The sequence below is a fragment of the Nonomuraea indica genome, assembly GCF_002850745.1.
In the GTDB taxonomy this organism is placed as follows: domain Bacteria; phylum Actinomycetota; class Actinomycetes; order Streptosporangiales; family Streptosporangiaceae; genus Nonomuraea; species Nonomuraea indica.
Genome location: NZ_KZ559474.1, coordinates 281,042 through 294,753 on the forward strand (window position 1 = coordinate 281,042; position 13,712 = coordinate 294,753).

Sequence of the window (13,712 nt, forward strand, 5' to 3'; positions counted from 1 at the left end):
GGCCTGCCGGGCCAGCCGCTGGTGCTCGGGCTCCACGTCCACGCTGGTCAGCGTGCCGTCCTGGCGCATGCCGCGGAGCAGCCAGAGGCCGGAGACGCCGCACCCCGTGCCGATCTCGACCACGGACTTGGCGTTGAGCGCCGAGGCGAGGAAGCAGAGCGCGGCCCCGCCTCCGGGAAGGATGGGCGGCGCGCCCATCTCCAGGCCGCGCCGGCGCGCCGCGTGCAGGATCTCATCCTCGTGATGGAACTGCTCCGCATAGGCCAGAGTGGCCTCCACCGGACTGGTCATCGGCCTCCTCCCCCCACTTTCGTGCGATTGGTCACCGATCGCAGCCTAGGGGAGACACGCCAGGACGGGAACTCAGGAGCACCTCGCGGCGTTGCAGGTTTAAACGGGCTTTGCCGGTCCGGAAGGCAGGCAGTGCGCATGAAGGGACGAAACCAGGCACTATGGCGGTAGCGGTGGTCCCAGAGAGAGGAGTTCTGGTGGACGAAAGCGACCACCAGGCCGATGCTCCCGTGTCCGACTGGACGCCTCCCACCTGGGAGGAAGTGGTGCGGACACACTCCGCCCGCGTTTATCGGCTGGCGTATCGCCTGACCGGCAACGTTCATGACGCCGAAGACCTCACCCAGGAGGTCTTCGTACGGGTCTTCAGGTCGCTGTCCAGTTACACGCCCGGCACGTTCGAGGGCTGGCTGCACCGGATCACGACCAACCTGTTCCTCGACATGGCCCGTCGCAAGCAGCGCATCCGCTTCGAGGGGCTCGCCGACGACGCCGCCGAGCGGCTGCGCGGTCGCGAGCCGTCGCCGGCGCAGGCGTTCGACGACGCCCACCTCGAGCCCGACATCCAGGCGGCGCTCGACGCGCTCGCCCCGGAGTTCCGGGCGGCCATCGTGCTGTGCGACATCGAGGGCCTGTCCTACGAGGAGATCGCGGCCACGCTCGGCGTCAAGCTGGGCACGGTCCGCAGCCGTATTCACCGTGGCCGGGCGCAGTTGCGCGAGGCGCTCGATCATCGGGCTCCCCGCAACTCACAACTCCCCCCGCCAGCATTCCCGTCCGGGACCCGTGGGGAGGAAGTCTGATATGTCGCATCTTGGAGAACGTGTATCCGCTCTGGTGGACGGCGAGCTCAATCACACCGAGCGTGATCGTGCTCTCGCCCACCTGGCCTTCTGCGCCGACTGCAGGCACGAGGTCGAGTCGATGCGGGCGCTGAAGTCGCGCCTGCGCTCGCTCGACGAACTTGCCATGCCGGCCGACCTGACCATGTCCTTGCTGCGCATGGCGGAGCCGGGCGGCCCGTTGCCCCCTCGGGAGCGGCCTTTCCCTACCCGGACGTTCGGTGGGGTGCCCCTTCCCGGGCCGCACAGCATCGCCCCTCCGGACAACCGGCCGCGCACCGTGATGGGTGGCGCTTCGGGCCCGGGCCGCGGCGCTAGGCGACGTGGCTCCTACGTGGCGGTCGGCGTGGTGTCCGCGGCCGTCGCCCTCGGCACCTTCTTCGCGGTCTCCGGCTCGGGCCAGAGCACGTCGCCCCCGCCGGTCGAGATGATCAAGCAGAATCCCCCGGTGAGCACTCCTCCCACCGCCACGCCCTGACCAGCGGTCCAGGCCTGGAATACTCGATGGCGTAGTCGATGGCGTCAGGGGCATACGATCTGGGATCGGTGTTTTGTCCGGGGTCCGCTCGCGTGTGGGCGATTCCTGACACATGCTTTTACGACTCTCGTATGCCTATCGCGCCAGGATTGCGGTGTCGAGCAAGGAGTGGTGAGACCTAGATGACCGACGAGACGCGCCCCGACGACGGACGCAGGCCGTCGGACTTCCCTGACGCGCAGGGGCGCCCGGAGTTCCGGCCCGCCGAGGAGCGGGCGGAGCGATCCGGCGAGCCGGGCGGTGAGCCGGCCGTGTCCGGCGGCTGGGCGGACCCGTCGCGACGTCCCGGTGACGCGTCGGTCCAGGGCGGCCATTCCGGCCCGCCCGACCAGTTCGGTCATCCCGGCCACTCCGGTCATCCTGACCAGGCCGGTCATCCTGACCAGGCCGGTCATCCTGACCAGGCCGGTCATCCTGACCAGGCCGGTCATCCTGACCAGGCCGGTCATCCCGGCCACTCCGATCGTCCCGACCAGCCCGGCCATCCCGGTGAGGCTCACCACGCCGGCCCCGCTCCGTACGGCTCCTGGAGCGACCAGTCCGGGCAAGGAGGCGGTGACAGGCCCGGCCCTCCGAGCGCCGACCAGGGCTCGGGCCCGTTCTTCGCCAGCCCCGACAGCACCCCGTACGGCGTGCCGCAGAGCGGTGAGACGGGTCCGGGGCACGACACCCGCGCCTACGAGAGCCCGTTCTTCGGCAGCTCGCCCGGCGCGCCGCCCTACGGCGGCGACATGCCGCCGCCTCCGAGCAGCGCCTTCGGGATGGGCCCCGGCTGGGCTCCGCCGCCCTCCGTCCCGCACGGCGGTCAGGCGGTCGCGGTCCGGCGCGGCCCGAGCACCGGCCTGCTGATCGTGCTGGCCGTCGTCATCGCGCTCGCCGCGTCCCTGTTCGGCAGCGTCGGCACCTACCTGCTCACCAGGTCGACCGGCGGCACCGACCCGTCCTACAGCCTCGGCCCGCCGCCCAACGGCAGCAGCAACCGGGCGCCCGACTCGGTGGCGGGCGTCGCCGCCCGCGTGCTGCCGAGCGTCGTGTCCCTGGAGGTCGGCAACGGCACGAGCGCCGACGGCGCGACCGGCTCCGGGTTCCTGATCAAGGACGGTTACGTGGTCACCAACAACCACGTCGTCGCCATGGCCGCCCGAGGCGGCGAGATCCGGATCCAGTTCCACAACCGCAAGACCACCACGGGCCGGATCGTCGGCCGCGACCCCGGCTCCGACCTCGCGGTCGTCAAGCCGGAGGAGACGTTCGGCACGCCGGAGATCACGCTCGGCAACTCCGACCAGGTGGTCGTCGGCGACCCGGTCATCGCGGTCGGCTCGCCGCTGGGCCTGTCGGGCACGGTCACGACGGGCATCGTCAGCTCGCTCAACCGTCCGGTCATCGCGGGCGACGAGAGCGGCACGTCCGAGGAGCCCGCCTACATCAGCGCCATCCAGACCGACGCCGCGATCAACCCGGGCAACTCCGGTGGCCCGCTGGTCAACGGCAAGGGTGAGGTCGTGGGGGTCAACTCCGCCATCGCCACGCTGAGCCGTTCGCTCAACAGCCAGAGCGGCAGCATCGGCCTCGGCTTCGCCATCCCGGTCAACCAAGCGCGTCGCGTCGCGCAGGAGCTGGTCACCGACGGCAAGGCCAAGCGGCCCAAGATCGGCATCGTGCTCGACCGCAACTACAAGGGCCAGGGCGTCCGCATCGCCTCCGAGCCCGCCGAGGGCCGCCAGCCGATCGACGCCAACGGTCCCGCGGCCAAGGCCGGCCTGAAGCCGGGTGACGTCATCCTGGAGATCGACGGCCTGCGGCTGCAGGACGGCAACGAGCTCATCGCGCTGATCCGCAGCAAGGCGCCGGGCGCCAAGATCAACGTCAAGTACGAGCGCGCCGGTCAGGAGCGCTCCGCGACCCTCACGGTGATGGCCGACGAGACCCCGAACCCGACCCCGTCCTGACCCTGGCGGGCCGCGGCGCCCGCCCGTCCCGGGTGGCGGGCCACCGTCCGTCCGTCCGGGTGGTGAGCCGGTGTCTGCCCGTCCGGGTGGTGGGCCGCGGTACGCCGTCCGGGTGGTGGGCCGGTGTCTGCCCGTCCGGGTGGTGGGCCGCGGTACGCCGGTCCCGGTGGTGGGCTGTCGGACGCGCTCGGATCACGGGGCCGGGCGGTTGGTACGTTGTTGTCCGACGTGGACGACCGACCAGCCCCCTGGAGCCTTTAGTCTGGGATGTGCCGGGGTTGTCCTCGGAGCAACGGACTGCGGTAGGAGCTCACGGTGTTCGGACTGGGCTGGCTGGAGATCGGAGCGCTGATCGTCATCGCGCTGCTCGTCTTCGGTCCGGAGAAGCTGCCCGAGGCGGCGTCGCAGGCTGGCAAGACGTTGCGCAACCTGCGCCGGATGGCCAACAACGCCCGTGATGACCTGCGTGCCGGGCTGCCTCCGGAGCTGTCCAACTTCGACCCCGCCGACCTCAATCCGCGCAACTTCGTCCGCAAGCACCTCCTGGACGACCTGGAGGACGACTGGAACGGCCAGCCGCGCCAGCTCGAACCGGTCACCGCGCCGCCCGTCCCCGATCCGGTGGACGAGCTGGGCTACGGCGAGCTCCCGCCGTACGACTCCGAGGCCACCTGACGGGCTGCCGGCACCTTCCGAACAGCAGCATGAACTGCCGGCGTCTCCGGGATCGGCCAGGACTTCGAGGAAGTGCGCCTGTGCCGTGCCGACCGGGTCAGGTGTTCCTGCGGCGCCGGTAGTAGGCGTAGGTGACGGCGGCGAGCAGGGGTCCCCACAGCAGTAGCGGGAGGTAGCAGAGGTAGTAGATCGCCGCCTGCCAGCCGCCTGCTTGGGTGGGGAAGTTGGCGGGAGTCGGCTCGCCTCGCAGGGTCACTCCGGCGAGCTCGGTGACGACGGCGGCTGTCCACAAGACCGTCAGGATCACGGCGCCGAGGGTCGCGGGGATGACGGCGGCCGGCGTCGGCACTCTGCGGCCACCCAGCCCGGGTACCCAGCGCGGGAATCGCTCTCCCCAGGCGGCGACCAGTCCGACGGCCGTGAACGCCAGCAGCTCCGACATGATCGTCAGCAGGATGATGTAGGCCCGCTCGCCGAGCTGGAGCCCGTCGCCGAACGCGAAAGGCAGTCGCCAGAGGCCGGCCGGCAGCACGGTGAACGGGATGACGTAGGCGGCGGTCCGCGCCCAGCGGGGAACCCCGGCCACCGGGGCATGCGCGGCTCTCCACATGCTGCGCAGCCGCCCGGTGGCCGCCGGCGCGTCCATGGCCGGTTCCGCTGTTCCGGTGGTCATGGCGGCCGGCAGCGGCGCGTCGAGGATCCGATCACTTCTCGTCATGCCGATCACGCTAGGAACAGCCGGACCCGGCCGCCTCCCCCTGGGGAGGGAGTGCGCCGGGCGGGCCGTCGGCTAACGTCGATCGTCGTGAGGTACCACATCGTTCTGGCCGTGCGGGCCGGGATCTACCAGCTGCTGGGCGCCGCGCTGCTGACTCCGGTCGCCGTGGTGCTCGGCCTGCCTATCCTGACCGAGTGGACGCCGGGGCGCGTGCTGGTGCTATGGGCGGCTTGCCTGCCGGCCTCCGTGCTGCTCGCCCTGACGCCGCTGATGCGGCGTCTGGAGGCGGCCGCGTTGTCGGAGCTGCTCGACGTCGAGGTGCCCAAGCGGGCGGACCGCGTCTACCTGGTGGTGCTGACCAGCCTGCACCTGTACGGCGGTGGCACGTTCGGAGCGGGCATGCTGGCGCTGACGCCCGGACTGGTGTCGCTGCCCGGACTGGCGCGGGCGGGGCTCGGCGAGCCTGCTGAAGTGCTCCTGATCGCCGCCACCGTGCTGACCGTGATGGTCGCCGCGGGACTCGGGCAGCGCTGGGCGGCGCGCCGGCTGCTGCGCACCGAGCCGTCACGCGTGATCGACGAACTCGGCCGCCGCCAGAGCCTCGCCCTGGAACTGCACGACTCCGTCGGCCACGCTCTCAGCGTCGTCCTCGTCCAGGCGATGGCCGCCCAGGCGGCACTGCAGCGCACCAAGACCGCGCTCGCCGTACAGTCGCTGGAGCACCTGACGGCCACCGCCCGCGACGCCCAGCAGGACCTGGACGTGCTGTTGAGCGTGCTCGACGACGGCGGCACCACCGAGACCCCCACCCTGGAGGCCCTCGACACGCTCACCCGCGGCCTCGACGTGCACATGAACGTCATCGAACACCTCGACAAGGTCCCGGCCGCAGCCTCGCGCACGGCCTTCGCCCTCGCGCGGGAGGCGCTCACCAACGCCCTGCGTCACGGGCGCGGCCCGGTCACGCTGAACGTCGCCGTGGGCGCCGACCTGGTCCTGACGGTGGACAACGCGGTCGCGGGCAGCCTCGGCGGACAGGGGCGCGGCCTGACCGGCATGCGTTTGCGGGCCCGCCTGGCCGGCGGCACGTGTACCTGGGAGGAGGCGGACGGGACGTGGCGCGTTCAGGCGAGGCTGCCGCTGTGATCCGGGTCGTCCTGGCCGACGACGAGAAGTTGATCCGTTCGGGCTGGACGACCATGCTGTCCCTGCACGACGACATCGAGGTGGTGGGCGAGGCGGGCGACGGCCGCGAAGCCGTCGAGGCCGGCACCGGCGCGGACGTCGTGCTGATGGACATCCGCATGCCCCGCATGGACGGTCTGGCCGCGACCCAGGAGCTGGCCCGCCGCTCCCCGGCGACGCGCGTCGTCGTGGTCACCACGTTCGAGAACGACCAACTGGTCTGGGGCGCGCTGCGCGCCGGCGCCGCGGGCTACGTGCTCAAACGCGCGCCCGCCGACGAACTGGTGGAGGCCGTCCGGCTGGTGCACTCACGCGACGCGCTGCTCTTCCCCGACGCGCTGCGCCGCATCGCATCCCCGCACGTCGGTACAGCCACGCCGCGCGTGCCGGTCGAGCTGACCCCCCGCGAACTGGACGTCCTGCGGCACATCGCGCTCGGACAGAACAACGCGGAAATCGCGGCGGCCCTGCACGTCACCAAGGAGACGGTCAAAACGCACGTCGGCAATGTCCTGGACAAGCTCGGCGCCCGCGACCGTACCCAGGCGGCCGTCCTGGCCTACGAACTCGGCCTCGTCTTCGCCGGTGTCGAACGGCGCCCCAGGAGTTTCGGGCCATGACAGGCGCCGTGGCCGATGACGCCACGGCCACGGCGCCTGCCGGAGGGCTAGCGGCGGTTGGGGGCCAGCCCGAGCTGCATGCCCTTCAGGCTGGACGCCCGCTTGCCGAGGGTGGCCGCGATCGAGCGCAGCTCGGCCGCCGCGGGCGAGTCGGGGTCGGTCAGGACGAGCGGCTTGCCCTCGTCGCCGCCCTCGCGCAGCCGCAGGTCGAGCGGCACCTGGCCGAGCAGCGGCACGCGGGCGCCGAGCGTGCGGGTGAGCGCGTCGGCCACGGTCTGGCCGCCGCCCTCGCCGAACACCGCGATGCGCTCGTCGCAGTGCGGGCAGGGAAGCCAGGCCATGTTCTCGATGACGCCCGCGATCTGCTGGTGCGTCTGCGCGGCGATCGAGCCGGCCCGCTCGGCCACTTCGGCGGCGGCCATCTGCGGCGTGGTGACGACGAGGAGCTCGGCCGACGGCAGGCGCTGGGCCACGGAGATGGCGATGTCGCCGGTGCCGGGCGGCAGGTCGAGCAGCAGGACGTCGAGGTCGCCCCAGTAGACGTCGGCGAGGAACTGGTGCAGCGCGCGGTCGAGCATGGGCCCGCGCCAGACCACGGGGGTGTTGCCCTCGGGCTTGAACATGCCGACCGAGATGACCTTGATGTCATGCGCCACCGGCGGCATGATCATGTCTTCGACCTTGGTGGGGCGTTCGGCGGCGCCGAGCATCCGCGGAACGCTGTGGCCGTAGATGTCGGCGTCGACGATGCCGACCTTGAGCCCGTTGGCGGCCATGGCGGCGGCCAGGTTGACCGTGACCGACGACTTGCCGACACCGCCCTTGCCGCTGGCCACCGCGAAGACGCGGGTCAGCGAGCCGGGCTGGTTGAACGGGATCTCCTTCTCCGGGCCCCGGTCGCCGCGGAGCTTGGTCTGCAACTCCTTGCGCTGCTCGGTGCTCATGACGTCGAGCTCCAGCTCGACGCCTGCGACACCGTCGAGCTTGGAGACGGCGGCGACCACGTCGCGGCGGATGGTGTCCTTCATCGGACAGCCGGCCACCGTCAGGTAGACGCCTACGCGGACGACGCCGTCCGGCGCGATGTCGACGCTCTTGACCATGCCGAGATCGGTGATCGGACGGCGGATCTCGGGGTCGATGACGGTGGCGAGGGCGGCCGTCACCTGCTGCTGGGTTGGTGCCATCGAAGTCTCGGCACGAAGGGAGTGCCGTCCCTCCTTAGTCGTCTGTGGGTGACCGGCGCGACACGTCGGCGAGGATGCCCCTCCATGGTATGAACCAGGGAAGCGACGGGGTTAATCCGTGCTTTCAGGTGTCCGCGCAACGTTCTCAGGTTACTCCGTGTCTCTTCTGGGCGACGAGGGCCGCACCGTCGACGTGCTCGCGCGGCCGGCCGAGGCGCCGGGGCGGCTCGACCTGCTGGACCCCGGTGAGCTCGGCGCCGGATCGGCGACCTGCTCGCCCGGCTCGACGTCAGGGCCGCTCCCTGAGCTCGTCCAGCAGCCGCTGGAGCTCGGAGCGCAGGTAGTCGCGGGTCGCCACCTCGCTCAGCGCCATCCGCAGCCCGGCGATCTCGCGGGTCAGATACTCGATCTCGGCCTGGTCGCGCTCGGCCCGCTCGCGGTCCTGCTCGTACTGGACGCGGTCGCGGTCGGCCTGCCTGTTCTGGGCGAGCAGGATGAGCGGCGCCGCGTACGACGCCTGCAGCGACAGCATGAGGGTGAGGAAGATGAACGGGTACGGATCGAAGGCCAGGGATCGGGGGGCCGCGACGTTCCAGGTCACCCACACCCCGACGAACACCGTCATGTAGACGATGAACCTGGCGGTGCCGAGGAAGCGCGCGATGCGCTCCGACAGGCGGCCGAACGCCTCGCGGTCGTAGTGCGGGCGCAGCGTCCGGCGCAGGTCGCGAGGCTGGTCGAGGCGTTCGGCGGTCACGGGTGCGCCCTTTCGCGCCAGTCCTCGGGCAGCATGTGGTCCAGCACGTCGTCCACGGTGACCGCGCCGACGAGCCGGCCCAGCTCGTCGACGACCGGCGCCGCCACCAGGTTGTAGCTGGCCAGGTAGAAGGCGACGTCGGGCAGCGTGAAGCCGGGCCTGATCGGGTCGATGGACGGGTCGAGCACGGCGCCGAGCAGGGTCGACGGCGGGTCGCGCAGCAGGCGCTGGAAGTGGGTCACGCCCAGGTACGCCCCGGTCGGCGTCTCGTTGGGGGGCCGGGTCACGTACACCTGGGCGGCGACGGCCGGCGTGAGGTCCTGGTGCCGGATGTGCGCGAGCGCCTCGGCCACCGTGGCGCTCGGCGGCAGGATCACGGGCTCGGTGGTCATCATGCCGCCGGCCGTGTCGTGCGGGTAGGTGAGCAGGCGCCGCACCGGAGCGGCCTCCCGCGGCTCCATCAGGGCCAGCAGCCGGGTGGCCTGCTCCTCGGGCAGGTCGTGCAGCAGGTCGGCGGCGTCGTCGGGACCCATCTCCTCCAGCACGTCGGCGGCCCGCTCGGGTTCGAGGGTGCCGAGGATGCCGATCTGGTCGCCCGGCGGCAGCTCTTCCAGCACGTCGGCGAGCCGGTCGTCGTCGAGGGCGCGGGCGATCTCGACGCGCCGCTTGCCGGGCAGCTCGTGCAGGGCGCTGGCCATGTCGGCCGGCCGCATCGACTCGAACGCCGCGATCAGCCCGGCCGCGCCCTGGTCCTTCTGCAGGACGTTGAACCCCGACACCTCGTTCCAGGCGGCGACTCTCGGCTCGCGCCGCCGCCTGCCCCGGTAGGCGGCGACCTTGGTGATCTCCCAGACCGACGGTTTGGTCTCCTCCATCGCCACGTCGTAGACGATCATCGGTTCGCCGTCGATGGTCACGGTGAGGTCGAGCATCTCGCCGATGACCAGCGTCTCGCTGGCGCGCTTCTCGAACCGGCGCACGTTGAGCTTCCCGGTGAAGACGACCGCGCCCGCCTCGATGCCGCGTACGCGGGTCATGGGCAGGAACACCCGGCGGCGCGGCTGAACCTCGACGACCATGCCGTGCACGCTGGGCGGCCGGGTGCCGCGCAGGCCGGCCACGACATCCCGGATGCGGCCGATAGGGTCGCCCGCGGGATCGAAGACCGAGGTCCCGGCCAGGCGGGCCACGAAGATCTTCATCTCTGCAGGCTAACAGCCATGTGGCATTGCGCCCGGGACCACCCTCGTGTCAGTATCAAATCCTGCTGACGGTAATTACGGATGGTGTTCTGATGCGATATGCGGGCCTGGCGATCGCCTTCGTCTCCGCGTGGTGTTTCGCGTTCTCCGGTCCCATGGCCAAGTACCTCATCGCCGCCGGGCTCGCCCCGATCGAGGCGGTGTGGGCCCGGATGGCGGGCGCGGGGCTGCTGCTCCTGGCCGTCCTGGCCGTGGCGAAGCCGTCGGCGCTGCGCATCCCGCGCTCGCGGCTGCCCTTCTTCGGCATGTACGCGGTCGTCGCCGTGGCCGGGGTGCAGGCCCTCTACTTCGTGGCGATCACGCGGCTGCCGGTGGGCATCGCACTGCTGCTGGAGTTCATGGCGCCGGTGATGGTGGTCGTCTGGGTGCGCTTCGTGCGCAGGATACGGCTGGCGCGGGCGGCGTTCGTCGGCGCGGTGCTCGCGGTCGTGGGGCTCGGCATCGTCGTGGAGGCCTGGCAGGGGCTGCGGCTGGACGCGCTCGGCCTGCTCCTCGGGCTGGCCGCCGGGGCGTGCTGTGCCGGATATTTCCTGATGAGCGATAGCTTCGGGGACGACGTGGACCCGCTGGGCCTCATCGCCTGGGGCATGCTCGGGGCCGCCGTCGTGCTCGTCCCGTTCGCCAGGCCGTGGAACATCCCGTGGGAGGCGTTCACCGTCTCGGCCACGCCGCAGGGCGGGGTCACGCTGCCGGTCGCCGGGGCGTACCTGTGGATGGTGGTGATCGCGACCGTGACGGCGTACATCCTGGGCGTGACCGCGGTGCGGCGCCTGTCGGCGGCGATCGGCGCGACGGTGGCGTCGCTGGAGGTCATCGGAGGCGCGGTGGTCGCCTGGGCGCTGCTGGGCGAGACGCTCGGCGGGTTCCAGATCCTCGGCGGCCTGCTGGTCCTGTCGGGCGCGCTGCTCGCCCAGACGGCCAGGACCGGGCCCAAGGCGGCCGCGCCGGTCGAGCACGAGCCGGTGGCCGTGTCGCCCTGACGGCCTCGGCCGGGCGTGCCGTCAGGCGGCCAGTGGCGTCGAGCGGTCACCGGCGTCACGCTGTCAGTGGCGTCAGGCGGTCACCGGCGTCACGCTGTCAGTGGCGTCAGGCGGTCACCGGCGTCAGGCGGATCACTGTGGACTCGCGGGCCCAGCGCTCCGCCAGGTGCTCGCTGTCGCGGGCGTTGAGCCGCTCCTTGGCCAGCACCGCCACCACCTCAGGCTCGGCGGCCTGGTCCACGACGGCGACCCGCGCGTCGAACTCCACCAGCAGGGCGCCGTTGTCCTTGCTGCGCAGGGTGACGCGCACCGTGTCGAGCGCGTCGAGGCCGGGCAGGTCCTGCTCCCCGCCGCCGGTCACCAGGTGGACGGCGCCGTCGTGCCAGACGTGCCAGGCCAGGCGGGGGCGGTCGAGGGTGACCCAGAGGACGCCGGACTTCTTGGCGCCCTCCTCGACGGCCGCGCGTGTGTCGCTCACGGCTCGACTGTAACCGCCCGTGCCGGCCCTGATAACCGGTGGCCGGACGGGCGGGGGGCCGCCTACAGTCACCTGCCGTGGACACCGGACTGGAGGATGGCGTGACGTACGGGATCATGGAGCCCGAAGAGGCGGGGACGGTGCGGCTGCGCGACGGGCGCGCGCTCGGCTGGGCGGCCTGGGGGCCCGCGGACGGGGCGCCGGTGCTGTTCTTCAGCGGGGCGGCGATGGGCCGCAGTCTCGGCTTCGGCGCGGACGTCCTCGGCCGCCTCGGAGTGCGGCTGGTCGCGGTGGAGCGGCCCGGCCTGGGGGTCTCCGACCCCGCTCCGGACCGCACGCTGCTGAGCTGGCCCGGCGACGTCCGCGAACTCGTCTCCGGGCTCGGCCTGGAGGGCGGGGTGCGGGTCGTCGGGTTCTCGCACGGGGCGCCGTTCGCGCTGGCCTGCGCCGCCGCCGGGGTCGTGACGGCCGCTGCCGTGGTGTCCGGCCTGGACGAGCTGACCCATCCCGGGCTGCCGGTGGACCCGGCGGTGGCCGGGCTGCTGGCAGCGGCCGCCGACGACCCGGAGGCGTTCGAGGCGACCTTCGCCCGCGACGGCGGCGCCGAGATGATGTGGGGCCTGGTCACCGGGACGAGCGGTGAACGTGACCTGGCCGTCTACACGGACCCCGCCTTCGAGCCCGCCTACCGCCGCTCGCTGGCCGAGGGCTTCGCGCAGGGTGCGGCCGGCTACGCGCGGGACCTGGTGCTCGCCTTCCGGCCGTGGCCGTTCCGGGTGGAGGACATCCGGGTGCCGGTCGTGCTCTGGTACGGCGGGCACGACCCGGGCACCGTCCACTCGCCCGACCACGGGGCCGTCCTGGCCCGTCGCATCCCCGGCGCGCGGCGGCACCTGCTGCCCGAGGAGGGCGGCTCGCTGCTGTGGACGCGCGCCGAGGGCGTCCTGGCCGCCCTGCTCGCCGCGTGACGGGCGCGCCGCGCGTCAGAGGGTGACGGGCAGCGCGAGCAGCCGCCAGGTGCCGGGGTCCGGGGCGCGCGGCGCCTCCGGGACGGCGAGCGCGAGGCCGGGGAAACGGCGCAGCAGGGCCGAGAGCGCGATCTCCGTCTGCACGCGGGCCGGCGCCGCCCCCAGGCAGAAGTGCGGGCCGTGGGCGAAGCCCAGGTGGCCCACCGCTCCCGGCTCCCGCGTGACGTCGAACCGGTCGGCGTCCGCGAACGCGCGGGGGTCGCGGTTGACGGCCGCGAGCGACACGGTCACCGTGTCCCCCCTGCGCACCGGGTGCCCGTACAGGTCGACGTCCTCGCGCGCGTGACGGGGGATCGTCAGCAGGTTAGGGCCGCACCAGCGGATCAGTTCCTCCACCGCCCGGGGCATGAGCGCCGGGTCCGCGCGCAGCGCGGCGAGCGCGTCCGGGTGGGCGAGCAGCACCTCCACGGCGTTGGCGACGAGGTGGGCGGGCGTCTGGCCGGCGAGGACGAGATGCCAGACCAGCGTGACCAGCTCGGTGTCGCCGAGCCGGTCGCCGTCCTCGTCGCGGACCCGGATGAGGTCGGACAGCAGGTCGTCGGCCGGTTCGCGGCGGCGGCGCGCGACCGCCTCCCTGGCCCCTTCGATGATGCCGGGGATGGCCGCGCCGAAGGCCGGGCCGGCACCGGTCACGATCATGGCGCCGTACTCCCGCCAGCGCGGCCTGTCGGGCTCGGGCACGCCGACCAGCTCGCAGACGACCTCCATCGGCAGCGGCTTGGCCACGTGTTCCAGCAGGTCCACCACGCCGTCCTCGGCGTGGCCCGGCAACGCGTCGAGGAGCCGCGCGACGATCGGCTCGACCACCTTCCGGAACGCGCCGGCGCGGCGCGCTGAGAACGCGGGCGCCACCAGCCTGCGCAGCCGCAGGTGCTCGGGCCCGTCCATCTCGGACATGGTGCGCAGGTACGGCAGGCAGTCCTCGGGCACGTCGGGACGCATGAAGCTGCCGGAGGTGATCTCGAACCTGGGGTCGCCCAGCACGGCCCGCGCGCCCTCGTGGCGCGTCAGCGCCCACATCGGGCTCATCCCCGGCACGACGACCCGCGCCAGCGGCGAAAGCTCGCGGGCGCGCCCGTAGGCGGTGAACGGGTCGCGGATCACGTCGAGGTCGGTGAGGTGGATCTCGGGGAGTGACATGGCTCAGATGATACGACAATCTGGATGGCGCTATCATCCGAATGCCGCGAGCATGCCGA

General features: G+C 72.3%; 15 protein-coding genes. 8 read left to right on the forward strand and 7 right to left on the reverse strand.

Translation table 11 applies throughout. From position 1 onward, the window contains the following. Positions 1-291: O-methyltransferase (locus CXR44_RS41110; protein ID WP_245899355.1), on the reverse strand; the 291-nt coding region annotated here is incomplete at its 3' end. Positions 292-452: 161 nt separating this feature from the next. On the opposite strand from CXR44_RS41110, the gene sigE reads away from it, so the two are divergent. The 4 genes from sigE to CXR44_RS23640 all read left to right on the forward strand — a co-directional run bounded on the left by sigE (position 453) and on the right by CXR44_RS23640 (position 4,298). Beyond that, entirely contained in the window at positions 453-1,094 is a 642-nt protein-coding gene (gene sigE, locus CXR44_RS23625) for an RNA polymerase sigma factor SigE (protein ID WP_101788280.1), read from the forward strand. A gap of 1 nt (position 1,095) precedes the next feature. Continuing rightward, the gene (locus CXR44_RS23630; protein WP_101788281.1) at positions 1,096-1,611 is read left to right on the forward strand and encodes an anti-sigma factor family protein; all 516 of its coding nucleotides are present in this window, start codon (positions 1,096-1,098) and stop codon (positions 1,609-1,611) included. 182 nt (positions 1,612-1,793) lie between these two features. Beyond that, a complete protein-coding gene (locus CXR44_RS23635) occupies positions 1,794-3,623 on the forward strand; it encodes a trypsin-like peptidase domain-containing protein (RefSeq protein ID WP_101788282.1) in 1,830 nt (609 codons plus the stop codon). 315 nt (positions 3,624-3,938) lie between these two features. Beyond that, a complete protein-coding gene (locus tag CXR44_RS23640; protein WP_101788283.1) occupies positions 3,939-4,298 on the forward strand; it encodes a sec-independent translocase in 360 nt (119 codons plus the stop codon). 97 nt (positions 4,299-4,395) lie between these two features. Here the strand turns inward: CXR44_RS23640 and CXR44_RS23645 are convergent, their stop codons facing one another. Further along, a complete protein-coding gene (locus CXR44_RS23645; RefSeq protein ID WP_219601963.1) occupies positions 4,396-5,016 on the reverse strand; it encodes a hypothetical protein in 621 nt (206 codons plus the stop codon). Positions 5,017-5,103: 87 nt separating this feature from the next. Between CXR44_RS23645 and CXR44_RS23650 the strand changes: the two genes are divergently transcribed. Both CXR44_RS23650 and CXR44_RS23655 read left to right on the forward strand, forming a co-directional pair. After that, positions 5,104-6,162 (forward strand): sensor histidine kinase, encoded by a 1,059-nt coding sequence (locus tag CXR44_RS23650; protein ID WP_180903665.1) that lies wholly within the window; start codon positions 5,104-5,106, stop codon positions 6,160-6,162. Next, positions 6,159-6,821, forward strand: a complete 663-nt coding sequence (locus tag CXR44_RS23655) for a response regulator transcription factor (protein ID WP_101788285.1) — start codon at positions 6,159-6,161, stop codon at positions 6,819-6,821. Before CXR44_RS23650 ends, CXR44_RS23655 begins: the two co-directional genes overlap by 4 nt. A 47-nt stretch (positions 6,822-6,868) precedes the next feature. Here CXR44_RS23655 and CXR44_RS23660 read toward each other — a convergent pair whose 3' ends face one another. The 3 genes from CXR44_RS23660 to CXR44_RS23670 form a co-directional block, all read right to left on the reverse strand. After that, positions 6,869-8,008 carry an Mrp/NBP35 family ATP-binding protein gene (locus CXR44_RS23660; protein ID WP_101788286.1) on the reverse strand — a complete coding sequence of 380 codons (1,140 nt, stop codon included), beginning with the start codon at positions 8,006-8,008 and terminating at the stop codon, positions 6,869-6,871. Between the two features lie 289 nt (positions 8,009-8,297). Continuing rightward, a complete protein-coding gene (locus CXR44_RS23665; protein WP_101788287.1) occupies positions 8,298-8,765 on the reverse strand; it encodes a DUF1003 domain-containing protein in 468 nt (155 codons plus the stop codon). Then, positions 8,762-9,967 (reverse strand): magnesium transporter MgtE N-terminal domain-containing protein, encoded by a 1,206-nt coding sequence (locus CXR44_RS23670; protein WP_101788288.1) that lies wholly within the window; start codon positions 9,965-9,967, stop codon positions 8,762-8,764. The genes CXR44_RS23665 and CXR44_RS23670 overlap by 4 nt, the downstream gene beginning before the upstream one ends. Before the next feature lie 92 nt (positions 9,968-10,059). Between CXR44_RS23670 and CXR44_RS23675 the strand changes: the two genes are divergently transcribed. Beyond that, positions 10,060-11,007: an EamA family transporter gene (locus CXR44_RS23675; protein WP_101788289.1), complete on the forward strand. Its 948-nt coding sequence runs from the start codon at positions 10,060-10,062 to the stop codon at positions 11,005-11,007. A 106-nt stretch (positions 11,008-11,113) separates the two neighbouring features. Here the strand turns inward: CXR44_RS23675 and CXR44_RS23680 are convergent, their stop codons facing one another. Then, entirely contained in the window at positions 11,114-11,485 is a 372-nt protein-coding gene (locus tag CXR44_RS23680; RefSeq protein ID WP_101788290.1) for a hypothetical protein, read from the reverse strand. Positions 11,486-11,562: 77 nt separating this feature from the next. On the opposite strand from CXR44_RS23680, the gene CXR44_RS23685 reads away from it, so the two are divergent. After that, a complete protein-coding gene (locus tag CXR44_RS23685; protein WP_245899357.1) occupies positions 11,563-12,453 on the forward strand; it encodes an alpha/beta fold hydrolase in 891 nt (296 codons plus the stop codon). 15 nt (positions 12,454-12,468) lie between these two features. Here the strand turns inward: CXR44_RS23685 and CXR44_RS23690 are convergent, their stop codons facing one another. Further along, positions 12,469-13,653 carry a cytochrome P450 family protein gene (locus CXR44_RS23690; protein WP_101788291.1) on the reverse strand — a complete coding sequence of 395 codons (1,185 nt, stop codon included), beginning with the start codon at positions 13,651-13,653 and terminating at the stop codon, positions 12,469-12,471. Positions 13,654-13,712: the final 59 nt, after the last annotated feature.

Excerpts from the sequence above, each read along its gene's own strand:
- CXR44_RS23670 (WP_101788288.1), bottom strand. The coding sequence starts at position 9,967 with ATGAAGATCTTCGTGGCCCGCCTGGCCGGGACCTCGGTCTTCGATCCC.
- CXR44_RS23660 (WP_101788286.1), bottom strand. The coding sequence starts at position 8,008 with ATGGCACCAACCCAGCAGCAGGTGACGGCCGCCCTCGCCACCGTCATC.
- CXR44_RS23645 (WP_219601963.1), bottom strand. The coding sequence starts at position 5,016 with ATGACGAGAAGTGATCGGATCCTCGACGCGCCGCTGCCGGCCGCCATG.
- CXR44_RS23675 (WP_101788289.1), top strand. The coding sequence starts at position 10,060 with ATGCGATATGCGGGCCTGGCGATCGCCTTCGTCTCCGCGTGGTGTTTC.
- CXR44_RS23630 (WP_101788281.1), top strand. The coding sequence starts at position 1,096 with ATGTCGCATCTTGGAGAACGTGTATCCGCTCTGGTGGACGGCGAGCTC.
- CXR44_RS23635 (WP_101788282.1), top strand. The coding sequence starts at position 1,794 with ATGACCGACGAGACGCGCCCCGACGACGGACGCAGGCCGTCGGACTTC.
- sigE (WP_101788280.1), top strand. The coding sequence starts at position 453 with ATGGCGGTAGCGGTGGTCCCAGAGAGAGGAGTTCTGGTGGACGAAAGC.
- CXR44_RS23690 (WP_101788291.1), bottom strand. The coding sequence starts at position 13,653 with ATGTCACTCCCCGAGATCCACCTCACCGACCTCGACGTGATCCGCGAC.